Annotated in this window: 22 protein-coding genes; 3 read left to right on the forward strand and 19 right to left on the reverse strand. The window is 39.3% G+C overall.

Features of this window, described 5'->3' with window-relative positions:
• Window positions 1-121 precede the first annotated feature (121 nt).
• The 6 genes from SP4011_RS07635 to SP4011_RS07660 form a co-directional block, all read right to left on the reverse strand.
• Window positions 122-1174 (reverse strand): BMP family protein, encoded by a 1053-nt coding sequence (locus tag SP4011_RS07635; protein WP_338618621.1) that lies wholly within the window; start codon window positions 1172-1174, stop codon window positions 122-124.
• An 89-nt stretch (window positions 1175-1263) separates the two neighbouring features.
• Entirely contained in the window at window positions 1264-1653 is a 390-nt protein-coding gene (locus SP4011_RS07640) for a cytidine deaminase (RefSeq protein WP_338618623.1), read from the reverse strand.
• Window positions 1640-2302 carry a deoxyribose-phosphate aldolase gene (deoC, locus tag SP4011_RS07645; RefSeq protein WP_338618624.1) on the reverse strand — a complete coding sequence of 221 codons (663 nt, stop codon included), beginning with the start codon at window positions 2300-2302 and terminating at the stop codon, window positions 1640-1642. Before deoC ends, SP4011_RS07640 begins: the two co-directional genes overlap by 14 nt.
• 19 nt (window positions 2303-2321) lie before the next feature.
• Window positions 2322-3599, reverse strand: a complete 1278-nt coding sequence (locus SP4011_RS07650; RefSeq protein WP_338618625.1) for a pyrimidine-nucleoside phosphorylase — start codon at window positions 3597-3599, stop codon at window positions 2322-2324.
• Window positions 3596-4186: a class I SAM-dependent methyltransferase gene (locus SP4011_RS07655; protein WP_078801418.1), complete on the reverse strand. Its 591-nt coding sequence runs from the start codon at window positions 4184-4186 to the stop codon at window positions 3596-3598. The genes SP4011_RS07650 and SP4011_RS07655 overlap by 4 nt, the downstream gene beginning before the upstream one ends.
• 215 nt (window positions 4187-4401) lie before the next feature.
• Window positions 4402-4806 carry a hypothetical protein gene (locus SP4011_RS07660; protein ID WP_050220440.1) on the reverse strand — a complete coding sequence of 135 codons (405 nt, stop codon included), beginning with the start codon at window positions 4804-4806 and terminating at the stop codon, window positions 4402-4404.
• Window positions 4807-5005: 199 nt separating this feature from the next.
• Here SP4011_RS07660 and coaA point away from each other — a divergent pair, with 199 nt between their 5' ends.
• From coaA to SP4011_RS07675, 3 genes are all read left to right on the forward strand, one after another.
• Window positions 5006-5926, forward strand: a complete 921-nt coding sequence (gene coaA, locus SP4011_RS07665) for a type I pantothenate kinase (protein WP_050220439.1) — start codon at window positions 5006-5008, stop codon at window positions 5924-5926.
• Window positions 5927-5993: 67 nt separating this feature from the next.
• The gene (gene rpsT / locus SP4011_RS07670) at window positions 5994-6230 is read left to right on the forward strand and encodes a 30S ribosomal protein S20 (RefSeq protein ID WP_001274002.1); all 237 of its coding nucleotides are present in this window, start codon (window positions 5994-5996) and stop codon (window positions 6228-6230) included.
• A gap of 52 nt (window positions 6231-6282) precedes the next feature.
• Window positions 6283-6795 (forward strand): DNA topology modulation protein, encoded by a 513-nt coding sequence (locus SP4011_RS07675; RefSeq protein WP_338618632.1) that lies wholly within the window; start codon window positions 6283-6285, stop codon window positions 6793-6795.
• 230 nt (window positions 6796-7025) lie between these two features.
• Here SP4011_RS07675 and SP4011_RS07680 read toward each other — a convergent pair whose 3' ends face one another.
• From SP4011_RS07680 to SP4011_RS07740, 13 genes are all read right to left on the reverse strand, one after another.
• The gene (locus tag SP4011_RS07680) at window positions 7026-7757 is read right to left on the reverse strand and encodes an NAD-dependent protein deacylase (protein ID WP_338618634.1); all 732 of its coding nucleotides are present in this window, start codon (window positions 7755-7757) and stop codon (window positions 7026-7028) included.
• A gap of 229 nt (window positions 7758-7986) precedes the next feature.
• On the reverse strand, window positions 7987-8697 hold the full coding sequence (deoD, locus tag SP4011_RS07685) for a purine-nucleoside phosphorylase (RefSeq protein WP_012972499.1): 711 nt from the start codon (window positions 8695-8697) through the stop codon (window positions 7987-7989).
• A 235-nt stretch (window positions 8698-8932) separates the two neighbouring features.
• Window positions 8933-11680, reverse strand: a complete 2748-nt coding sequence (locus tag SP4011_RS07690; protein ID WP_338618639.1) for a thiol-activated cytolysin C-terminal domain-containing protein — start codon at window positions 11678-11680, stop codon at window positions 8933-8935.
• Window positions 11681-11702: 22 nt separating this feature from the next.
• Window positions 11703-11933: a hypothetical protein gene (locus tag SP4011_RS07695; RefSeq protein WP_338618640.1), complete on the reverse strand. Its 231-nt coding sequence runs from the start codon at window positions 11931-11933 to the stop codon at window positions 11703-11705.
• A gap of 205 nt (window positions 11934-12138) precedes the next feature.
• Window positions 12139-12948, reverse strand: coding sequence for a purine-nucleoside phosphorylase (locus tag SP4011_RS07700; protein ID WP_338618642.1), 810 nt, complete (start codon window positions 12946-12948; stop codon window positions 12139-12141).
• Window positions 12945-13505, reverse strand: coding sequence for a DUF1697 domain-containing protein (locus tag SP4011_RS07705; RefSeq protein WP_338618643.1), 561 nt, complete (start codon window positions 13503-13505; stop codon window positions 12945-12947). The genes SP4011_RS07700 and SP4011_RS07705 overlap by 4 nt, the downstream gene beginning before the upstream one ends.
• Before the next feature lies 1 nt (window position 13506).
• The gene (locus tag SP4011_RS07710) at window positions 13507-14718 is read right to left on the reverse strand and encodes a phosphopentomutase (RefSeq protein ID WP_000033118.1); all 1212 of its coding nucleotides are present in this window, start codon (window positions 14716-14718) and stop codon (window positions 13507-13509) included.
• A gap of 13 nt (window positions 14719-14731) precedes the next feature.
• Entirely contained in the window at window positions 14732-15415 is a 684-nt protein-coding gene (gene rpiA, locus SP4011_RS07715) for a ribose-5-phosphate isomerase RpiA (RefSeq protein ID WP_338618644.1), read from the reverse strand.
• 281 nt (window positions 15416-15696) lie between these two features.
• Window positions 15697-16569 (reverse strand): NAD(P)H-hydrate dehydratase, encoded by an 873-nt coding sequence (locus SP4011_RS07720; RefSeq protein WP_338618645.1) that lies wholly within the window; start codon window positions 16567-16569, stop codon window positions 15697-15699.
• Window positions 16570-16659: 90 nt separating this feature from the next.
• Complete coding sequence (locus tag SP4011_RS07725) at window positions 16660-16857, reverse strand: hypothetical protein (protein ID WP_057487199.1); 198 nt, start codon at window positions 16855-16857, stop codon at window positions 16660-16662.
• 333 nt (window positions 16858-17190) lie between these two features.
• Complete coding sequence (locus SP4011_RS07730; protein ID WP_225354823.1) at window positions 17191-17379, reverse strand: DUF6678 family protein; 189 nt, start codon at window positions 17377-17379, stop codon at window positions 17191-17193.
• Between the two features lie 2 nt (window positions 17380-17381).
• Window positions 17382-17864 carry a DUF6678 family protein gene (locus SP4011_RS07735; RefSeq protein WP_338618646.1) on the reverse strand — a complete coding sequence of 161 codons (483 nt, stop codon included), beginning with the start codon at window positions 17862-17864 and terminating at the stop codon, window positions 17382-17384.
• 58 nt (window positions 17865-17922) lie between these two features.
• Window positions 17923-18207 carry a DUF2695 domain-containing protein gene (locus tag SP4011_RS07740; protein WP_057487200.1) on the reverse strand — a complete coding sequence of 95 codons (285 nt, stop codon included), beginning with the start codon at window positions 18205-18207 and terminating at the stop codon, window positions 17923-17925.
• Window position 18208 lies beyond the last annotated feature (1 nt).

An 18208-nucleotide genomic window follows, 5' to 3' on the forward strand; every position in this document is an offset into this window, starting at 1 on the left:
TATTTTATTTCAATAAAACTTGCTAGTTTGTCTAGTAGCAAGCTTTACTGAGACAAAATGACTTTGTCTCAACTCTTAAAAAGCGGCCGAGGGCCGCTTCCTAAGAAATGACTTTCATCCATTATTTTTCAGGAACTTTTACGCTTCCATCAAGGATTTTAGCTTTAGCGTCTTCAACAGCTTTTTTACCTTCTTCAGAAAGGTTAGTTGTTACCAAGTCAACCCCTTTATCTTTCAATGAGTAGACAATGATTTGACCACCAGGGAATTCACCTTTTTCTGCCTTGTTAGCAATATCTTTTACAGTTGTACCAACTTGTTTCAATGTAGATACAAGAACAAAGTTTGATTCTTTGCCATCTTTAGAAGTGTATTTACCTTCTGCTTCTTGGTCACGGTCAACACCGATAACCCAAACTTTTTCATTTTCAGGACGGCTTTCGTTGAGTGATTTTGCTTCTGCAAAGACACCAGCACCTGTACCACCAGCTGCTTGGTAAACAACGTCTGCACCAGCTGCGTATTGTGCTGCTGCAATTGTTTTACCTTTAGCAGCATCACCAAATGAACCAGCATAGTCAACTTGTACTTTGATAGATGGGTCTACTGACTCAACACCAGCTTTAAATCCAGCTGCAAAACGTGAGATAACTTCAGATTCGATACCACCTACAAAACCAACTTGTTTTGTTTTAGTTGTTTTAGCTGCTGCAACACCTGCAAGGTAAGCAGCTTCGTTATCAGCAAATGTTACGCTAGCAACATTCTTTTTATCTTTAATCACATCATCAATCAAGACATAGTTCAAATCAGTGTGCTCTTCTGCTGCATCTTTAACTGCATTGTGAAGGGCAAAACCAACTCCGAAGATTAGGTTGTAACTTCCAGCCGCTTGTTGCAAGTTGTTAGCGTAGTCAGCTTCACTTGTTGATTGGAAGTAAGTGAAACCTTTATCTTTTGCAAGATTGTGTTCTTTACCCCAAGCCTGCAAACCTTCCCAAGCTGATTGGTTGAATGATTTGTCATCAACACCACCAGTATCAGTGACGATTGCTGCTTTTGTCTTCATATCAGAAGATGAATCTGCCTTACGAGAAGAGCGGTTACCACATGCAGCAAGTCCAACTGCTGCCACTGCAACTAGACCAAGGCCTAGCCATTGTTTCTTGTTCATTACTGAACCTCCTAAATAAGATGTGCAACGATGTTGCAAGTATGGATTGATCGGTCACAAGGACCGTGCCACTCAAAGAGCGACTCAGACTAGTTTAAGTCTGTAAAAGAGTATGGAAGTAACTCCCCGACCGTCATCTCGACCGTCGATTTATCTTTTGCGACTAAGGTCACTTTTAGATCTTGTTCAAAAAATTCAGCCATCACTTGGCGACAAGCACCACATGGCGAAATTGGTTTTTCAGTCTGTCCATAGACAATCAATTCTGAAAACTCTCTTTGGCCTTCAGATACAGCCTTAAAAATGGCTGTTCTCTCACCGCAATTGGTCAAAGGATAGCTAGCATTTTCGATATTCACTCCCGTGTAAACACTTCCGTCTTTGGCTACTAACACTGCTCCAATAGGAAAGTGAGAATAAGGGACATAGGCATTCTTGCTGGTTTCAATTGCCAGTTCAATCAACTTAGTAGTCGCCATCTGCCAATTCTCCTTTTAAAATAGCTACACCAGCTGACGTTCCGATACGTGTCGCCCCTGCTTCCACAAAGGCAAGAGCATCTGCATAAGAACGAGCTCCACCGGCGGCCTTGACACCCATATCAGGTCCAACAGTTTCACGCATCAATTTGACATCCGCTATCGTAGCGCCACCAGTTGAAAAGCCAGTAGATGTTTTAACAAAGTCAGCTCCCGCTTTTTGGGCTAATTGACAAGCTTCAACTTTTTCTTGGTCGGTCAGAAGACAAGCTTCAATAATGACTTTCACTAACTTGTCACCACTTGCTTCTACAACAGCACGGATGTCTGATTCAACCAAATCAAGATTCCCTGATTTGAGGGCTCCAACATTGATCACCATATCAATCTCATCTGCGCCATTTTGGATAGCTTCTTTGGTTTCAAATGCTTTCACGGCTGAAGTTGTTGCTCCCAAGGGGAAACCTACTACCGTGCAGACCTTGACATCTGTACCTTCAAGCCTTTTTTTAGCATGTTCAACCCAGGTCGGATTAACACAAACACTGGCAAAATCATACTCTCTAGCCTCAGACAACAAACAATCAATTTGTTCTTCTGTCGCATCTTGCTTCAAAAGCGTATGATCGATATATTTATTTAATTTCATATCCGGATTCTCCTGTCGTTTATGAGATGATTTCTATAATTTCTCGTAAACTTTGCACCCTATCATTTATTTTAACATATTTTTGAAAATCTGTAACTAGCTGAGGAGAAATTTTTCCATTTGTGTATACTTTTGCCACAATTTCTCCCTTTTGAACGGAATCTCCAACTTTCTTTTCAAAAACAATTCCAGTTTCATAGTCCAAGTCATCAGTCTTGACTGCACGACCAGCACCCAGTCTCATAGCATAAAGACCAAAGTCCATAGCTGGAAGAGCTGAAATAACACCCGTTTCCTGAGCAGGGATTTCCACCACATGGGCCACATTGACAGGACGATAGAGATCTTCTAAGTCCCCACCTTGGGCTTGGATCATCTCCTCAAACTTAGCCAGCGCTTGTCCATTTTCAAGATGTTGGCGAACTTCTTCAACTGTCTTATTTACATTTGCCAGACCAAGCATAATTTGAGCCAATTCACAGATAAAGTGGGTAATATCCTGACGACCTTGTCCTTGTAAAATCTCAAGTGCTTCAAGGATCTCCAGACGATTTCCAATCGCTCGTCCCAAGGGCTGGCTCATATCCGTAATCACTGCGACTGTCTTCCGACCAACAGCCTTACCAAGTTCCACCATGGTTTGAGCCAATTCGCGCGCCTCATCAACCGTCTTCATGAAGGCTCCCTCACCGACAGTCACATCTAGCAAAATAGCATCCGCCCCTGCCGCAATTTTCTTGCTCATCACCGAACTCGCAATCAAAGGAATCGTGTCGACAGTTGCGGTCACATCACGGAGGGCGTAGAGAAGCTTGTCAGCCTTAACCAGCTGGTCTGATTGCCCAATGACGGACACTCCAATGTCCTGCACCTGACGAATGAAATCTTCTTGACTGCGCTCCACTTGATAGCCTTTAATGGACTCCAATTTATCAATGGTTCCCCCAGTATGACCAAGACCACGACCACTCATTTTAGCCACAGGCACACCAAAGCTAGCAACAAGAGGAGCCAAAATCAAGGTTACCTTATCACCAACACCACCGGTAGAATGCTTGTCAACCTTAACCCCATCAATAGCTGATAGATCAAACTCTTGCCCAGTCTTAACCATATTCATAGTCAAATCTGAGATTTCTCGTGTCGTCATTCCTTTGAAATAAACAGCCATAGAAAAGGCAGACATCTGATAATCAGGAACAGTTCCTGACACATAGCCTTCAACTAACCATTCAATTTCACTTGAAGTCAATTCTTGACCGTCTCGTTTTTTTTGGATTAAATCAACTGCTCTCATTCTTTCACACTTCTAAGGATATAGTATCCCTTATCTTTTTTGATGACTTCACAATTGCCAAACACATCTTCCATCTTAGACTTGGCACTTGGAGCCCCTTGTTTTTTCTGGATAACGATAGTCAAATCTCCACCAATTTCCAAGAAATCTTTACTTTTCTCAATGATTTCATGAACCACTTGCTTACCTGCACGGATAGGGGGGTTGGAAATGACATGGTCAAATTTCCCTTCAACTTGTTCATAGATATTGGACTGGAAAATCGTCGCTTCTACTTTATTTCGTTCAGCATTTTGTCGTGCCAAATCCAAGGCACGATTGTTGATGTCGACCATGGTCGCCTGAACTCCGTAAGCCTTGACCACGGACAAGCCCAAAGGCCCATAACCACAGCCTACATCAAGAACAGTTTCTCCCTGATTGACCTCAAGACACTTGAGCAAAAGCTGACTTCCAAAATCAATCATTTTCTTACTAAACACACCTGCATCCGTCAGAAAGGTCATTTTTTCTCCCAACAATTCTACTCGCAACTCATGTATGTCGTGAGCAGCGTCAGGATTTTCTGCATAGTACATTTTATTCATAACCCTATTCTATCATATTTTGGATTGAATTGTAAATCGTTTACATATCCAGAATAAAACAAAAAGATTGAAGGAAGTTGCGTTACAATAGCTCCCCTTCAATCTCTTTCAACCTTTATAAGCAACTTGTATTTCATCTAGGACTACAAGTATCATTACCATGATAAATCACATAACACAAAGTTTATGGTCTATCATAAGGCGCATTTTGATTCCTATTGCTTAACCTTCAAATGCTTAATCATCAACAGGATTCCCAACAAAATGTTTAGATAAAAGCCCAACTGATAAGTTTGTGTCAGAATTTCCAAACTTGTCCAAAGGCGTACCAAATCTTCTAGTGACATGCGGAAGAAATAACCCTCTGTCGCAATCCACAAAATCAAGAATAGATAACTTCCAGCAGCAAGCCATTTCGTCCACCGTTTTTTTAGTAAGAAAGCAATTAAGAGCGAACAAAGAAAGACAACTGTTATAATGGCATGTTCCATCAAAAAAGTAAAACCGTAATAGATTTCCACAAAACGTCTACCATTATCCGCATTGGCTCCTTTTATAAAAGGTAGTGCAAAACTTAAAATAAAACAAAGTTCCAATAAGTAACGTTTCAAGATTTTCATAGTACACCTCCTATAAGTTATAAACCCAAAAGCCCCCTTTATAGCTGATAAGTCAGGAGAAAGTAGCTCCTACTTCATCAATAAATTGTTCATCCTCTATCTACTTATATTGTATACTATTGACTTACCACATTCAAGAAACCGCTTTATTTTTTTAACTTTTTATGGTATGATAGACAAAATATCTAGGGGAAAACAAATGACCAACGAATTTTTACATTTTGAAAAAATCAGCCGCCAGACTTGGCAATCGTTACATCGAAAGACCACACCTCCTTTGACAGAAGAAGAATTGGAATCTATCAAGAGTTTTAATGACCAAATCAGTCTTCAAGACGTTACAGATATCTATCTCCCCTTGGCTCATCTGATTCAGATTTACAAGCGAACTAAGGAAGATTTAGCCTTTTCCAAAGGAATTTTCCTCCAACGTGAAAGTAAATCTCAACCTTTTATCATTGGAGTTTCTGGGAGTGTTGCCGTTGGAAAATCAACAACCAGCCGACTATTGCAAACCCTGCTTTCTAGAACTGTAACTGATGCTAGTGTTGAGTTGGTTACAACTGATGGTTTTCTCTATCCCAATCAAACCTTGATTAAGCAGGGGATTTTAAATCGTAAAGGATTTCCTGAAAGCTATGATATGGAAGCTCTTCTCAACTTCTTGGACCGCATCAAAAATGGACAAGATGTAGATATTCCTGTCTATTCTCATGAAGTCTACGACATCGTTCCTGAAGCAAAACAACGAGTAAAAGCTGCTGACTTTGTGATTGTCGAGGGGATTAACGTCTTTCAAAATCCACAAAACGAGCGTCTCTATATCACTGACTTCTTTGACTTTTCCATCTATGTAGATGCTGGAGTGGATGATATTGAGAGTTGGTATCTGGACCGTTTCTTGAAAATGCTGAGCCTAGCCCAAAATGACCCTAATAGCTACTATTATCGTTTTACACAAATGCCGATTGGGGAAGTGGAGTCCTTTGCCCATCAGGTCTGGACCAGTATCAATCTCACAAATCTACAAAATTATATTGAACCAACTAGAAATCGTGCGGAAGTGATTCTTCATAAAAGCAAGAACCATGAAATCGATGAAATTTACTTAAAAAAGTAATTTTCCCTTGTCAAAACGTAAGTTTTCAGATATAATGGTATAGTTAGTAAATATGGAGGTAAGAACATTGGCAAACATTAAATCAGCTATCAAACGCGCTGAATTGAACGTTAAACAAAACGAAAAGAACTCAGCTCAAAAATCAGCTATGCGTACTGCTATCAAAGCTTTCGAAGCAAACCCATCTGAAGAACTTTTCCGTGCTGCTAGCTCAGCTATCGATAAAGCAGAAACTAAAGGTTTGATTCACAAAAACAAAGCAAGCCGCGACAAAGCTCGTCTTTCAGCTAAACTTGTTAAATAAGAAACAGTCCATAGAGGCTGTTTTTTTGTCTCTAAATAGGAAAAGGTAGAAAATGAAAATCGCAATTATCGGATATTCTGGTGCTGGTAAGTCAACTCTAGCAGAAAAGTTATCTCACTACTACTCCATTCCAAAACTGCACATGGACACACTCCAATTTCAACCTGGTTGGCAAGACAGTGACCGCGAATGGATGTTGACCGAGATGAAAAACTTTCTCACAAAGAATGAATCTTGGGTCATCGATGGAAATTATTCTTGGTGCTATTACGAAGAAAGAATGCAGGAAGCTGATCAAATCATCTTTCTCAATTTTTCACCATGGACTTGTCTCTTTCGGGCTTTTAAACGTTATCTCAAATACCGGGGAAAAGTAAGAGAAAGTATGGCAGATGGTTGTCAAGAACAATTTAATTGGGAGTTTATCAGATGGATTCTTTGGGATGGGCGAACAAAAAATGCTAAGGATAGATACCAATACTTAAACAATACTTACCCAGAAAAGATGCATATTCTCCATTCTCAAGCAGAGATTGATTGTTTTTTGCGATCTTTAAAAAAGTAAACAATATAGTAGCATTTCATTAAAATCAGCATGTACTGATTGACTAAAAAAGGAAGTTTTTCATCCAGAAAGTCTTCCTTTTTTCCTTTTATTCAACAATTAAAAATAACTCGAGCAATTTATAAATCAACAATAAAATTCCCCTAGAAATGAAGAGAATCTTGTTCATAGTTTCTGAGTTCGTGATACAAAAAAACTGAAGGAAGTATAATCCTACTTCTTTCAGTTTTTTATTGTCTCAATTTAGAAAAAACTTCTCCAATCTTACCTTCGATAACTAAATCAGCTTGGCTGTCTTGAGGAGTGCTGGACTTGTTGATAACAACAAGATTTGACCCTGAAAAATAATTGACTAGACTAGCTGCAGGGTAAACAACTAAGGAAGTTCCACCAATGATCAACAAATCTGCTTGCTGAATGGCTCGAGCTGCGCGACTAAATACATCCATATCTAGCGCTTCCTCATAAAGGGTCACGTCAGGTTTGACCACCTTGCCACAATCTAAACAGTAGGGAACTGGATCTTCAAATTCCAAAAAGGCAGTCAAATCATAAAAGCGATGACAGCCCAAACAATAATTACGATCTGCACTACCATGCAGTTTCAAAACTTTCTGAGATCCTGCCATTTCATGGAGACTATCGATATTTTGCGTCACAATCGCCTTTAATTTACCTGTTTTTTCCAACGACGCTAGATAATCATGTGCTAAATTCGGCTTGGCATCAGGATAGACCAGATACTTTTTGTAGAAATCAAAAAAATCCTCTGGATAGCGCTCAAACATAGTGCGTGAAACCAGTTGCTCGGCAGTAAAATGGCGACCTAGTTTCAGACTATATATACCATCTGAACTACGAAAATCTGGAATATTAGACTCTGTAGAAACCCCTGCACCACCGAAAAAGACAATTCTCTGACTTTGATCAATAATACCTTGTAATTGTTCAATCTTATCCATTTTGTACTCCTAGGAATTTTCAAGTTAAAAAGTTTAAAGTCTTGACTTCTTGTCAACTTGGCTTCCAACTTTATTTGATTATGATTTAGATATTAAACTGACTAGTCTCGGTCCTTTGACACAATTAAGCTTCCTTCAATTTCCTTATTCTTACCTATTTCAGGATTGATTCATTGTTGATAGTTATCATTTTGAGAACAAGAGAAACCATTCTGAATATAGCCTACCTTTAGTCTGCAATCAAGGTTTCCAAACCAACCTTCATCATATCGGTGAAGGTATTTTGGCGTTCTTCTGCAGTAGTATCTTCATCTGGATTGACCAAGCTATCTGAGATTGTCATGATAGCTAGCGCATCAACATGATGTTGGGCAGCAAGATAGTAAAGCGCTGCTGCTTCCATTTCCACAGCTTTAACTCCCCATTTACCAAGCTCGATGTTCTTTTCAAAGTAGTTTGAATAAAAGACATCAGATGACAAGACATTTCCCACATGAGTAGTCATGCCAAGTTCTTTAGCGATATGATAAGCCTTATCTAGCAAGTCAAAGCTAGCGATTTGTGGAAAATCGTACTGTGGCCAGTCATTGCGGATGATGTTAGAATTTGTTGCAGCTGCCTGCGCCAAAACCAATTCACGAACGTGGACATCTTCATTCAAAGAGCCTGCAGTTCCCACACGAATCAATTTCTTCACACCGTAGTCAACAATCAACTCACGCGCATAAATCGAAATGGATGGCATTCCCATCCCAGTTCCCATAACAGATACACGGTGACCCTTGTAAGTACCAGTGTAACCAAACATGTTACGCACTTCGTTAAAACAAACAGCATCTTCAAGGAAATTCTCCGCAATAAACTTAGCACGAAGAGGATCCCCAGGAAGAAGAATTTTATCAGCAATTTCACCCTGCTGAGCAGCAATATGGATAGACATAATTTATGATACAAAGAGCGACAAGAAAACGACTGAAAATTAGGAATCTGACGAGAAATCCTAATTTCTCAGTCAGATTATCTATTTTCCGAGTTTTCCGCTCGTGTTCAAATCAAAACACGCGCTCTACCTTTCTTTTTAATTTTATTCTCTCACAGAGATCTACCTGAGTCCTATTCGAGCTCAGGTAGTTATCTTATAAACTAAATTATCTAACTATCATTGTACCATCAACTTACAAGACATCGTTATCAGAAATCTTAGAATTTAATGTTGTTCCCCAATGGGTAATTTTACGGTGGGGTTGAGTTAAAATTGGTCTGTTTTCATAGATTGTTTGCCATCTATTCCATAGTAGACCTGTCTTTTTCTCAATCTTAATTCGCAGATTTCTCATGTTTCCTTTGATTGGGAGGTTGAGGACAAATCCTGCAGTCTGGTTACGACCGTTTCCTTCCCAAGAACGACTACGAACAACTTGGTTTCCATCTTTATCTACTGTAACTTCTTCCCAAGTTATAGAGTAGCGAGCAATGTAAGCTCCGCTATGTTGAATTGTCAATGTTTTATCTTTGGCAGGAGTCTGACTGATTGGTTGAACTGGCTTAGAAATTTGTGTCGCCGTCTCACCATTCGTAGCGATAAAGCGGAAAACTTCTACTTCTGCAAGACTGAGGGCTTGATTGTTCTTACGTAGTTGCACACGAACACGGCGTCCCAATTTCCCATTTAATTGAACATCCAAGCTCGTTCCGTCAAGTTTAGAAACATACTGTCTAGCAACTTCTGTTCCTTTTTCATCATATAAAATCACATCAAAGTCTGACAGACGTTTAGAAAGCTCTCCATCCCCACGGTTATGAAGGCGAACAAGTCCTACCTGTTCTGTACGACCTAAATCAACTTCCCACCAAGGTTGATTTTCAAACTTAGTATGAGTGATAGATTGTTGACTATAACTACTATTGGTATTGCCATCCAAGGCACGACTAGCATCTCCACCAAAATCAGTAGAACTTTGCTTAGCTTGTTTTTTCCAAGCGATATTCTCAGCACGATATACTTGGACTTCTGCAAGACTGAGGGCATTATAGCCTTCTAGCTCAATCCGAACATAGCGCGCTTTTTTATGGTTAATCGCAATTTGTGCTGACACATCTTTAAGAGATGTTATGCGTTTTCTCTCAATTTCTTTACCAGAACTGTCTAAAAGAATGACATCAAAGTTTGCCAATCTATCCTGGGCAGTGTCTGTTCGGTTGTAAATATTGATTTGGCGAATGGTTTCTTCTTTAGCCAAATCTACTTGCCACCAAGGTTTAGATTGGAAGTTTGTATGAGTGACAGAATTGTGACCATAGTTACCATCGACTTTGCCATCCACAGCTCTTCTAGCATCTCCTCCGAAAGCTGTCGAACTTTGAGTAACCTGTTTTCCTAAGGCAATATTTTCCATTGGTTCAGCGCTTGGTTGACTAGAAGATTGAGGCAGAGCCTGTTTCTTAAAGAATCGCACTTTATCCAATTTCGGATCACGATAACCATGTTTGTCTAAGGTAGCTCGTTTACCAATATTAAAGTTAGGAATATCATTCATTCGACTTTCAAAATAGCCACGAGAACGGTGTTTAAAGCGTGAATTACCTGTAAATGTAACAATATCACGATCATTATGAATCAAGGGAGTCACAACATTATCATTATCAACCACATAATGCTTAATTTTTCCGCTAACAGCTAATTTACGGCTTTCCAAACCAACATCCCAGAAACCATTCTTAGCATTCCAAACAGTTCTGGAAGTAATCACTTTAGGAGCACTGAAAGTCGTCACTTTCCGTAATACATGGTTATAAAAATCAGGATATTTTTGGTAAGCTTCAACCGCTGCAATCTGAGCTAGGTAGCCTCCAAGAGAATGGCCTGTCATATACAACTTGGTAATACTTGTATCCTTGGCTAATTCCCCAACAACCTTGCGGATATCATCCGCTTGAGCTGGTTTATTTCCACCTAATAAAACCAAATCTGCACTTAAGTCCTTGGCGTCATTAACTCGCGTTCCACGAATAGCCAACATGTGCACCGTTCCATCTTTGAGATAAGGAAGGTCGCTCTTGGTCTCAAATAAGAAAGCATCCAAGCCACTATCTGTATGGTAGGCTTTTTTCATCTTCCAGAAAGGAGCCAATTCATTGTGCATGAGTTTGTATTCTTGACGGTCAAGATAGAGACTAGGGAAAGGATTCTTATGATCTAAAATTTTCTCAATATAATCATCGTCTCGATAGGCTAACTCCATAAAGAGAAGAGAATCACGATCTGTGACATACCATTCTTTCTTATTGTCGTCTTCCCCATCTGCCAAACCATCCCCATCACTGTCTGCTAGCAAGGGATGACTGTTATATCCTAGATAATCCTTACCATCTTTGTTGTAAACATAAAGTTCATCTTTGTTTTTGATGCCATCTTGGTCATCATCCCCTTCCAAATCAAGAACTTTTTCACCGTAGAGAGATTCATCAATCAAATCATTTTCTAAATGCAATTCCCCTTTAGAAATCTTCACCAAATCTTCTGCTGTTAAAGAACGAGTATTTGTTGGTTTTTCTGTCACAACTTCTTCTTTACTTTCTTCTACAGGAGCATGAATAGGCGAGTCTTGAGCTGGCTCTGTCATCTCTACTTTTGACTCTTCCCTTTTGTTTTCAAGAACTTCACTTGCTTCTGGAAGCGTTTGAGGAGCTAGTCTTGGCTCCTCTCTAAGAGGAGTTTCTAGTTTTGGAGCATCATTTTCTGGCTCTCTCAATTCCTCCTTAGAATCTAGCACTCTTGTTGCAACTTCAGATGTTACATCTTGCTTTAGTTCATTGGCTGAAATTCCAGCTGGAGCTAGAAATGCGAAGCCGACTGCAACAGATACAACTCCGATACTTAATTTTTTTATGCCAAAGCGCATAATTCGTTGACCAATTTTCATTATTTCTTATCTTTCTTTTCGTTTATTTGTAAGCAGACTCAAGCGAAATCTCCTTGTCCTCTATATAGGACAAGGCTAAGAAATTCAGAAAGTAATACTCTTCGAAAATCTCTTCAAACCACGTCAGCGTCGCCTTACCGTAGATATGGTCACTGACTTCGTCAGTCTTATCTACAACCTCAAAACTGTGTTTTGAGCAACCTGCGGCTAACTTCCTAGTTTGCTCTTTGATTTTCATTGAGTATAAATTCATTCTTATCTTTCCTTATCATCCTAGTCTGCTTGGTAGGAAGCTAATGCTAGTATCCTAGAATCTTGTCTTTCACAATGCTGGCTATCAGACTCTTTCAGGTACAAGAGTGGGAAGAAACCCATAGTCTACCTATGTTTCTTCTTTGTTCCGAATAGCCAGTCAATCATGAAAAGGTAGAGGCATTCCCCCTTTTAAATCTTTTTTCTTACAATTCTGCAAGAATCGCTTTCAGCAAGCCTTTAAAGTCACCTTTAACACGTTCGGTTACTTCCACAACTTCTTCGTGGTTGAGTTCTTCTTGGAAACCAGCCGCAAAGTTAGTAATACATGAAATTCCTAGAACTTTCAAACCTGAGTGGGCTGCTACAATAACTTCAGGAACCGTAGACATACCGACTGCATCAGCTCCCAGTGTCTTATAGGCACGAATTTCTGCTGGTGTTTCATAAGTTGGACCAGTAACACCGATATAGACACCTTCATCAAGCTTGATACTAAGTTTTTTAGCAACTTCATGGGCAGTAGCACGATATTCTGGAGTGTAGGCCTTAGACATATCTGGGAAACGAGGACCAAAATCATCCAAGTTTTCACCCATCAATGGGTTTTGCCCCGTCATATTGATATGGTCTGAGATAGCCATCAAAGTACCAGGGCCATATCCAATACCACCAGCAGCATTGGTTACAATAACACCTTCACATCCAAGAACTTTCATGACACGTACTGGGAAAGTCACGACTTCCAGAGGATTTCCTTCGTAGAAATGGAAACGCCCTTGAAGAGCCAAAACCTTGCGACCTGCAAGTTCACCATATACTAATTTACCAGCGTGACCTACTACTGTAGAGCGGCCCCAGTTTGGAATCTCAGCATAGTCTACTACAACAGGATTTTCGATTTCTTCTGCCAATTCTCCAAGACCTGACCCAAGGATTAGACCGAACTCAGGCGTTTGGATTCCCTTTTCTTTCAGGAAAGCAGCTGTTTCATTGATTTTGTTTAAAAATGTCATTGTGTATTTCCTTTATTATTTTTAAGCATTTGACCGATTTTGTCAAAGGTTTTTGCATTGCGAATGGTAATGCAGTGATAGAAAGGCATCTTGAGCAAGTACTTGTGATAGGCAGTCTTAGAGTAGGATTCTCCAGAAAATTTCCCCCAGAAAATACCAAGTTTCCCAAAATGAAGAACTTCATCTTCCAGTTTCAAACTATCTACTTTCTCAATGACCTGGTTCACATTCAAGCCCTCAGTGTAAAAGAGGACATCTTTTCGTGCCAAGTCTTCGTTCCACCAAGCTGGGAGATTTTCCACTTCTGCTTCATAGTCTTCTTGACTCAGTAGGGAAAAACTCTGAATAAATGGATAACGAGTCCCAAAGAAAGTCTCTAATTTTTCAACCAATCGAGCTTTTGGTTCTGTCGAAGTAAAGAAAATGTTACCACTGTTGATGTAGGTCTCAACCTTTTCAATTCCCAACTCTGTCAATTCTTGCCGAAGCTCAGCCATGACGACCTTATTCTTACCACCAACATTGATGCCTCTCACCAGCAAAGCATAGCGTATCATCTTATACCAATTTATCTAAGAAACTTTCCCCAATCATGGCAGTTTCCACACCAAAGTTATCGGCAACAGTCGCTGAAATATCTGCAAAATGTCCTACTGGAATGACACCATTTCCTTTAAAAGCAGGACTGTAAGCCAACAATGGGATATATTCGCGAGTGTGGTCTGTTCCTGCGTAAGTTGGGTCGTTCCCGTGGTCCGCAGTAATCAAGAGAAGGTCGTTCTCTCGCATGGCTGCGATAATTTCAGGTAAGCGTTCATCAAACTCATGCAAGCAATCACGGTAACCGTGAGCATTACGACGGTGGCCGTAAAGGGCATCAAAGTCAACCAAGTTTGTGAATGAGAATCCTTTTTCAAACTCAGCAAGGCCCATGGTCTTCAATAGTGTATCAATTCCATGGCTGTTTGACTTGTTGTGGCCCATGTCATGGTTGATACCAGCACCGTTAAAGATATCGTTGATTTTACCAACAGCATAAGTATCGATACCAGCTTCATTCAATTTATCCAAAACAGTCGGTGCAAATGGAGATACCGCCAAGTCACGACGGTTGGCTGTACGAGTGAAGTTACCTGGTTCACCAACATATGGACGAGCAATGATACGACCTAGAAGGGCAGGGCGCTCAAGTGTAATTGAACGAGCGTATTCACAGATACGGTACAATTCATCCAGAGGAATGATGTCTTCGTGAGCAGCAATTTGCAAAACAGGGTCAGCTGAAGTATAGATAATCAACTCTCCAGTTTCCATCTGACGTGGTCCAAAATCATCGATAACGGCTGTTCCTGAGTAAGGTTTGTTAGCTTCACGAATGACCTTACGTCCTGAAAATTCTTCGATTTTTGTCAAGATTTCTTCTGGGAATCCGTTCCAGAAAGTATCGAAGGGCTCCGTAATGTTGAGTCCCATGATTTCCCAGTGTCCAGTCATGGTATCCTTACCAAGGGATACTTCTTCCAATTTTGTTGCATATCCTGTTGGATTGCTTTCAGCTGGAACAGTCTTAAGAGGAGTTTCACGAGGAATATTTCCAAGACCGATTTTAGCCATGTTTGGGACATTCAAACCAACTGTTTTTGAAATGTGTCCCAGTGTGTCAGAAGCTCCATCTGGAACCCCTGCATTGACAAAGTTATTAGCATCTGGTGCAGCACCGATTCCCACAGAATCCAGTACCACCAAATGAATACGATTAAATTTAGACATCTTATGCCCCCTTCTATTTTCCTTTTTTTGAAGTTAAAATCTGAACCCCATCTCGTCCAGCAACGATGACCTTATCCACCATTTGGTTGAATAAACCGTGCTCTACGACACCAACGACATGATCCAATTCTTGCCCAAAAGCAATTGGATTTTCAATGACATCCAAGGCGAGGTCAATGATAAAATTCTGCATATCCGTCACAAAACGTTGACCATCTTTTTCACGGAAACTTGGTTTGTAGCCAGCTCGTTCAAAATGACGAAAGACCTGCTCTGCACCATACTGAACCACTTCTACTGGCAATTTAAAAGCACCTAGTTTTTCGACCAGCTTGCTTTCATCCACCACCCAAATGTATTCTTTTGATGGTGTTGCGACCACCTTTTCCATGAGAAGGGCACCACCACCGCCTTTGATTCCGTTAAACTGACTATCCACTTCATCCGCGCCATCAACCGTCACATCGACAAAGTCTACTTGGTCAATAGACTTGAGCGGGATGTTAAGGCCTTCAGCCTGTTTACTAGTCACACTAGAAGTCGTTACAGCTGTAATCTGCAATCCTTCTTCCTTGATACGACGACCGATTTCTTCGACAAAATAATAGGCAGTCGAGCCTGTTCCAAGTCCAACGACCATTCCATCGCTCACGAACTCAGCAGCCTTGATACCTGCCATTTTCTTCAGATTTTCCACCGATTTACCTCCATCATTCTCAGTTCTTATTTTACTATGAAACCGCTTTTTATTCAAGCAAAAAGATCAAATTTACATTTTTCATCAATCTTTCTTTGAAAATATGCATTTTCTTTTTATCAAACGAATAAAAATGAGTTTATCTTTTATGTATTTGCTTTGTTCATCTCTTTCCAGTTCCAAAAACAAGACCTTAACTTTGATACGTCTAGTTTAGCATTAAAGCAGGCGCATTTCAAGAATCATAAATTAAGAGAAGGAAGTAGATTTATCTGTCTATTTTAAACGAGTTTATCTTTGCTTACCCTCTCTTTTTGACAAATAATTTTCATTACTTTAGGAAGACAATTACTAATCTCCGTCGGCAAAACCACATACTGTTCTTGAGCTAATTCTTGGGCTATGGCTGAATGAAGATGAGTCGCTACGCTTACACGCTCGTATAGACTAGCTTGTTTAAACTGGCCTGCAAATCCTGCAATCATCCCAGCAAGCGTATCTCCCATTCCCCCAGTCGCCTGATAGGGACCGCCAACCTGTAACTGGTAATAATCAGATTGGCCAGCTTGCCAAATACGAGTAGCTGGACCTTTCTCAACCAAAATTGTTCCTTGAGGAAAGGAACTCAAAGCACTAGCCGTTGCATCTTCCTTTTGCTTTTCAATAGCAATACCAGACAGCTTTTCCCATTCTTTTTGGTGGGGAGTTAGGATAAGCTGGTTAGACGGAAACGACAAACTTGTCCTAGAAAGAATGGTCAGGGCACCACCATCTACAATCAAAATCTGATTTTGGCTTAAATTAACAAAGACTTGTTTTACTAGATTTTCTCCAAAAGCATCGTCTCGTAAACCAGGCCCCAGCAAGATAACTTCTGCCTTCTCCAATTGCTCTTTTAACAATTGCTGGTCTTGAAGAGAAAAGGCCATAGCCTCAGGTAAATGGCTGTGCAGAGCTGGAATATTTTCCCTGTCCGTTCCAACGGTCACCAATCCTGCACCGCTTTTTACAGCTGCTAAAGTAGCCATGATAATGGCACCACCATAAGGATAAGTCCCACCCAGCAACAGCAGACGGCCATAGTCTCCTTTATGACTGGTACGAGAACGTTCAATAATGACTTTTTCTAGTAAGGTTTGATCAATCACTTTCATCCTTTTTTCCTCTCACTTTTATTATACAACAAAAAGGAGGCGCAGACCTCCTTATTAAAAATTAAAAAATTTAAAATTTATATTTAGTTACTAATCCAACAAACTGGGATTTGTTCTTAAGCACATAATGTATTCTTCGATTTTTCTCTCCAGCTCATCTTTATTTTCTTCCAAGGCAGGATAAAACCCTGTAACTCCGTATCCAATCATTTTGTACAGAGCGATAAGGCGGTAACTATTTTCCGATTTTTTATTTACTATATCAGATTCATTTGCAATCTCTTCCATATTGCATAGTTTCTCAAAAGTTTGTCAGTTTGCAATTTTTTGATAAGACTTCCACATTTCCTCTTCTGTTTTATCGCTTCGGTTAGGCGTTGACCAAGCCTTTTTCATTTGTGATATCCGAATATTTTTATCATCCTTGCTGCTAAAACTTATCAGTGATAACAACACATTCTTCCCGAAAGCTATACAAAAAAATCATATTTAAAAACTAATTCATAGCCTAACCGCACCTCATATTTATAGTCGAATATTTTAATATAAAGAGGAGTATAACAACAAACTATTCTATTTAATGGAACAATTACCCCTTTAACTTCTAATTTTCAATTTTCATTATCTATACCCAAAAATAATAAAACATTTTTCAATATCATCATATTCATAAGGAATACTAAATTTATTAAGCATACACTCTATTTCTGTTTTTTTATCAGTAACACATATCTTTGGCTCAATTAAACGTCCTTGACCAAGAACTTTCTCAAATTTACTTCTAATTTTAAACCATTCAACAATTCTCATATTCATATAAAAAAATGTTCATCAGCATCAATCGTCCAATATATGCTAGGCTCTTCTTCATCAAAAAACGTCTTATATTGTATCGGGATGTCTCTCATGTTCTCCATGATGGAATCTATCAGTTCTTTCCATTTTGTATTGTTCATAAAAGAGGTTAGATTTCTTTCTTCAAGAACCTGTTTAATTTTTTCTTTTTCAGTTTTTTTGTTGTTATATTTCCCATTTTCAATTTCGTCTATAATGTGTTGCATTACAGATAACGCTCTATCATCTATTCTTTGATAAACATAAGATGGCGATATACATTGTTTATCTCTTTGTACATAATACCACCCGTAATGCACCCAACCAGTAACTATAAAATGGAAATCTCCCTCCCAACTTATATCGAAATAAATTCTATCTTCATCATTAGAACTACTTATTTTGATAACTCCACTTCTCGGATTTAGTTTTTCACATAAAATATTATGTATTGATTGCATCTATCACTATTTCTCCTTACACCTTCAAATTTACCAGTCTGTTTCTAATACAAACATTTTATTCTTCAAACTTTTCCTCAACATTAAAAATCACTTCACAATCGCAACCAGCACCATTTTCTCGCAAAAATTCTATAACCTTTTCAATATCCGCATTTTTATCTTTCAAAAACTCATTTGTTAAAGAAAAATCGTGATTACACTCTACCGTTTCTGATTTATCATTTAGATAATCAAATAATTCATAAAATAATTTCTTTTCCATCGGTAAGTTCTCTTCAAATTCTTCCATTTGTTTGACTTGATATTCTTGTAACAATTTTCTCTTCTCTAACTTGTTCATG

Source organism: Streptococcus parapneumoniae (assembly GCF_037076355.1).
Lineage (GTDB): Bacteria > Bacillota > Bacilli > Lactobacillales > Streptococcaceae > Streptococcus > Streptococcus parapneumoniae.

Bases quoted from the DNA above. Each gene is read 5' to 3' on its own strand.
- SP4011_RS07705 (WP_338618643.1), bottom strand. From the start codon at position 13,505: ATGATACGCTATGCTTTGCTGGTGAGAGGCATCAATGTTGGTGGTAAG.
- SP4011_RS07695 (WP_338618640.1), bottom strand. From the start codon at position 11,933: ATGAATTTATACTCAATGAAAATCAAAGAGCAAACTAGGAAGTTAGCC.
- deoD (WP_012972499.1), bottom strand. From the start codon at position 8,697: ATGTCTATCCATATTGCTGCTCAGCAGGGTGAAATTGCTGATAAAATT.
- SP4011_RS07675 (WP_338618632.1), top strand. From the start codon at position 6,283: ATGAAAATCGCAATTATCGGATATTCTGGTGCTGGTAAGTCAACTCTA.
- SP4011_RS07635 (WP_338618621.1), bottom strand. From the start codon at position 1,174: ATGAACAAGAAACAATGGCTAGGCCTTGGTCTAGTTGCAGTGGCAGCA.
- SP4011_RS07740 (WP_057487200.1), bottom strand. From the start codon at position 18,207: ATGAACAAGTTAGAGAAGAGAAAATTGTTACAAGAATATCAAGTCAAA.
- SP4011_RS07680 (WP_338618634.1), bottom strand. From the start codon at position 7,757: ATGGATAAGATTGAACAATTACAAGGTATTATTGATCAAAGTCAGAGA.
- SP4011_RS07690 (WP_338618639.1), bottom strand. From the start codon at position 11,680: ATGAAAATTGGTCAACGAATTATGCGCTTTGGCATAAAAAAATTAAGT.
- SP4011_RS07735 (WP_338618646.1), bottom strand. From the start codon at position 17,864: ATGCAATCAATACATAATATTTTATGTGAAAAACTAAATCCGAGAAGT.
- SP4011_RS07660 (WP_050220440.1), bottom strand. From the start codon at position 4,806: ATGAAAATCTTGAAACGTTACTTATTGGAACTTTGTTTTATTTTAAGT.
- SP4011_RS07640 (WP_338618623.1), bottom strand. From the start codon at position 1,653: ATGGCGACTACTAAGTTGATTGAACTGGCAATTGAAACCAGCAAGAAT.
- deoC (WP_338618624.1), bottom strand. From the start codon at position 2,302: ATGAAATTAAATAAATATATCGATCATACGCTTTTGAAGCAAGATGCG.
- SP4011_RS07655 (WP_078801418.1), bottom strand. From the start codon at position 4,186: ATGAATAAAATGTACTATGCAGAAAATCCTGACGCTGCTCACGACATA.
- SP4011_RS07650 (WP_338618625.1), bottom strand. From the start codon at position 3,599: ATGAGAGCAGTTGATTTAATCCAAAAAAAACGAGACGGTCAAGAATTG.
- coaA (WP_050220439.1), top strand. From the start codon at position 5,006: ATGACCAACGAATTTTTACATTTTGAAAAAATCAGCCGCCAGACTTGG.
- SP4011_RS07730 (WP_225354823.1), bottom strand. From the start codon at position 17,379: ATGAGAATTGTTGAATGGTTTAAAATTAGAAGTAAATTTGAGAAAGTT.
- SP4011_RS07720 (WP_338618645.1), bottom strand. From the start codon at position 16,569: ATGAAAGTGATTGATCAAACCTTACTAGAAAAAGTCATTATTGAACGT.
- SP4011_RS07710 (WP_000033118.1), bottom strand. From the start codon at position 14,718: ATGTCTAAATTTAATCGTATTCATTTGGTGGTACTGGATTCTGTGGGA.
- SP4011_RS07700 (WP_338618642.1), bottom strand. From the start codon at position 12,948: ATGACATTTTTAAACAAAATCAATGAAACAGCTGCTTTCCTGAAAGAA.
- SP4011_RS07725 (WP_057487199.1), bottom strand. From the start codon at position 16,857: ATGGAAGAGATTGCAAATGAATCTGATATAGTAAATAAAAAATCGGAA.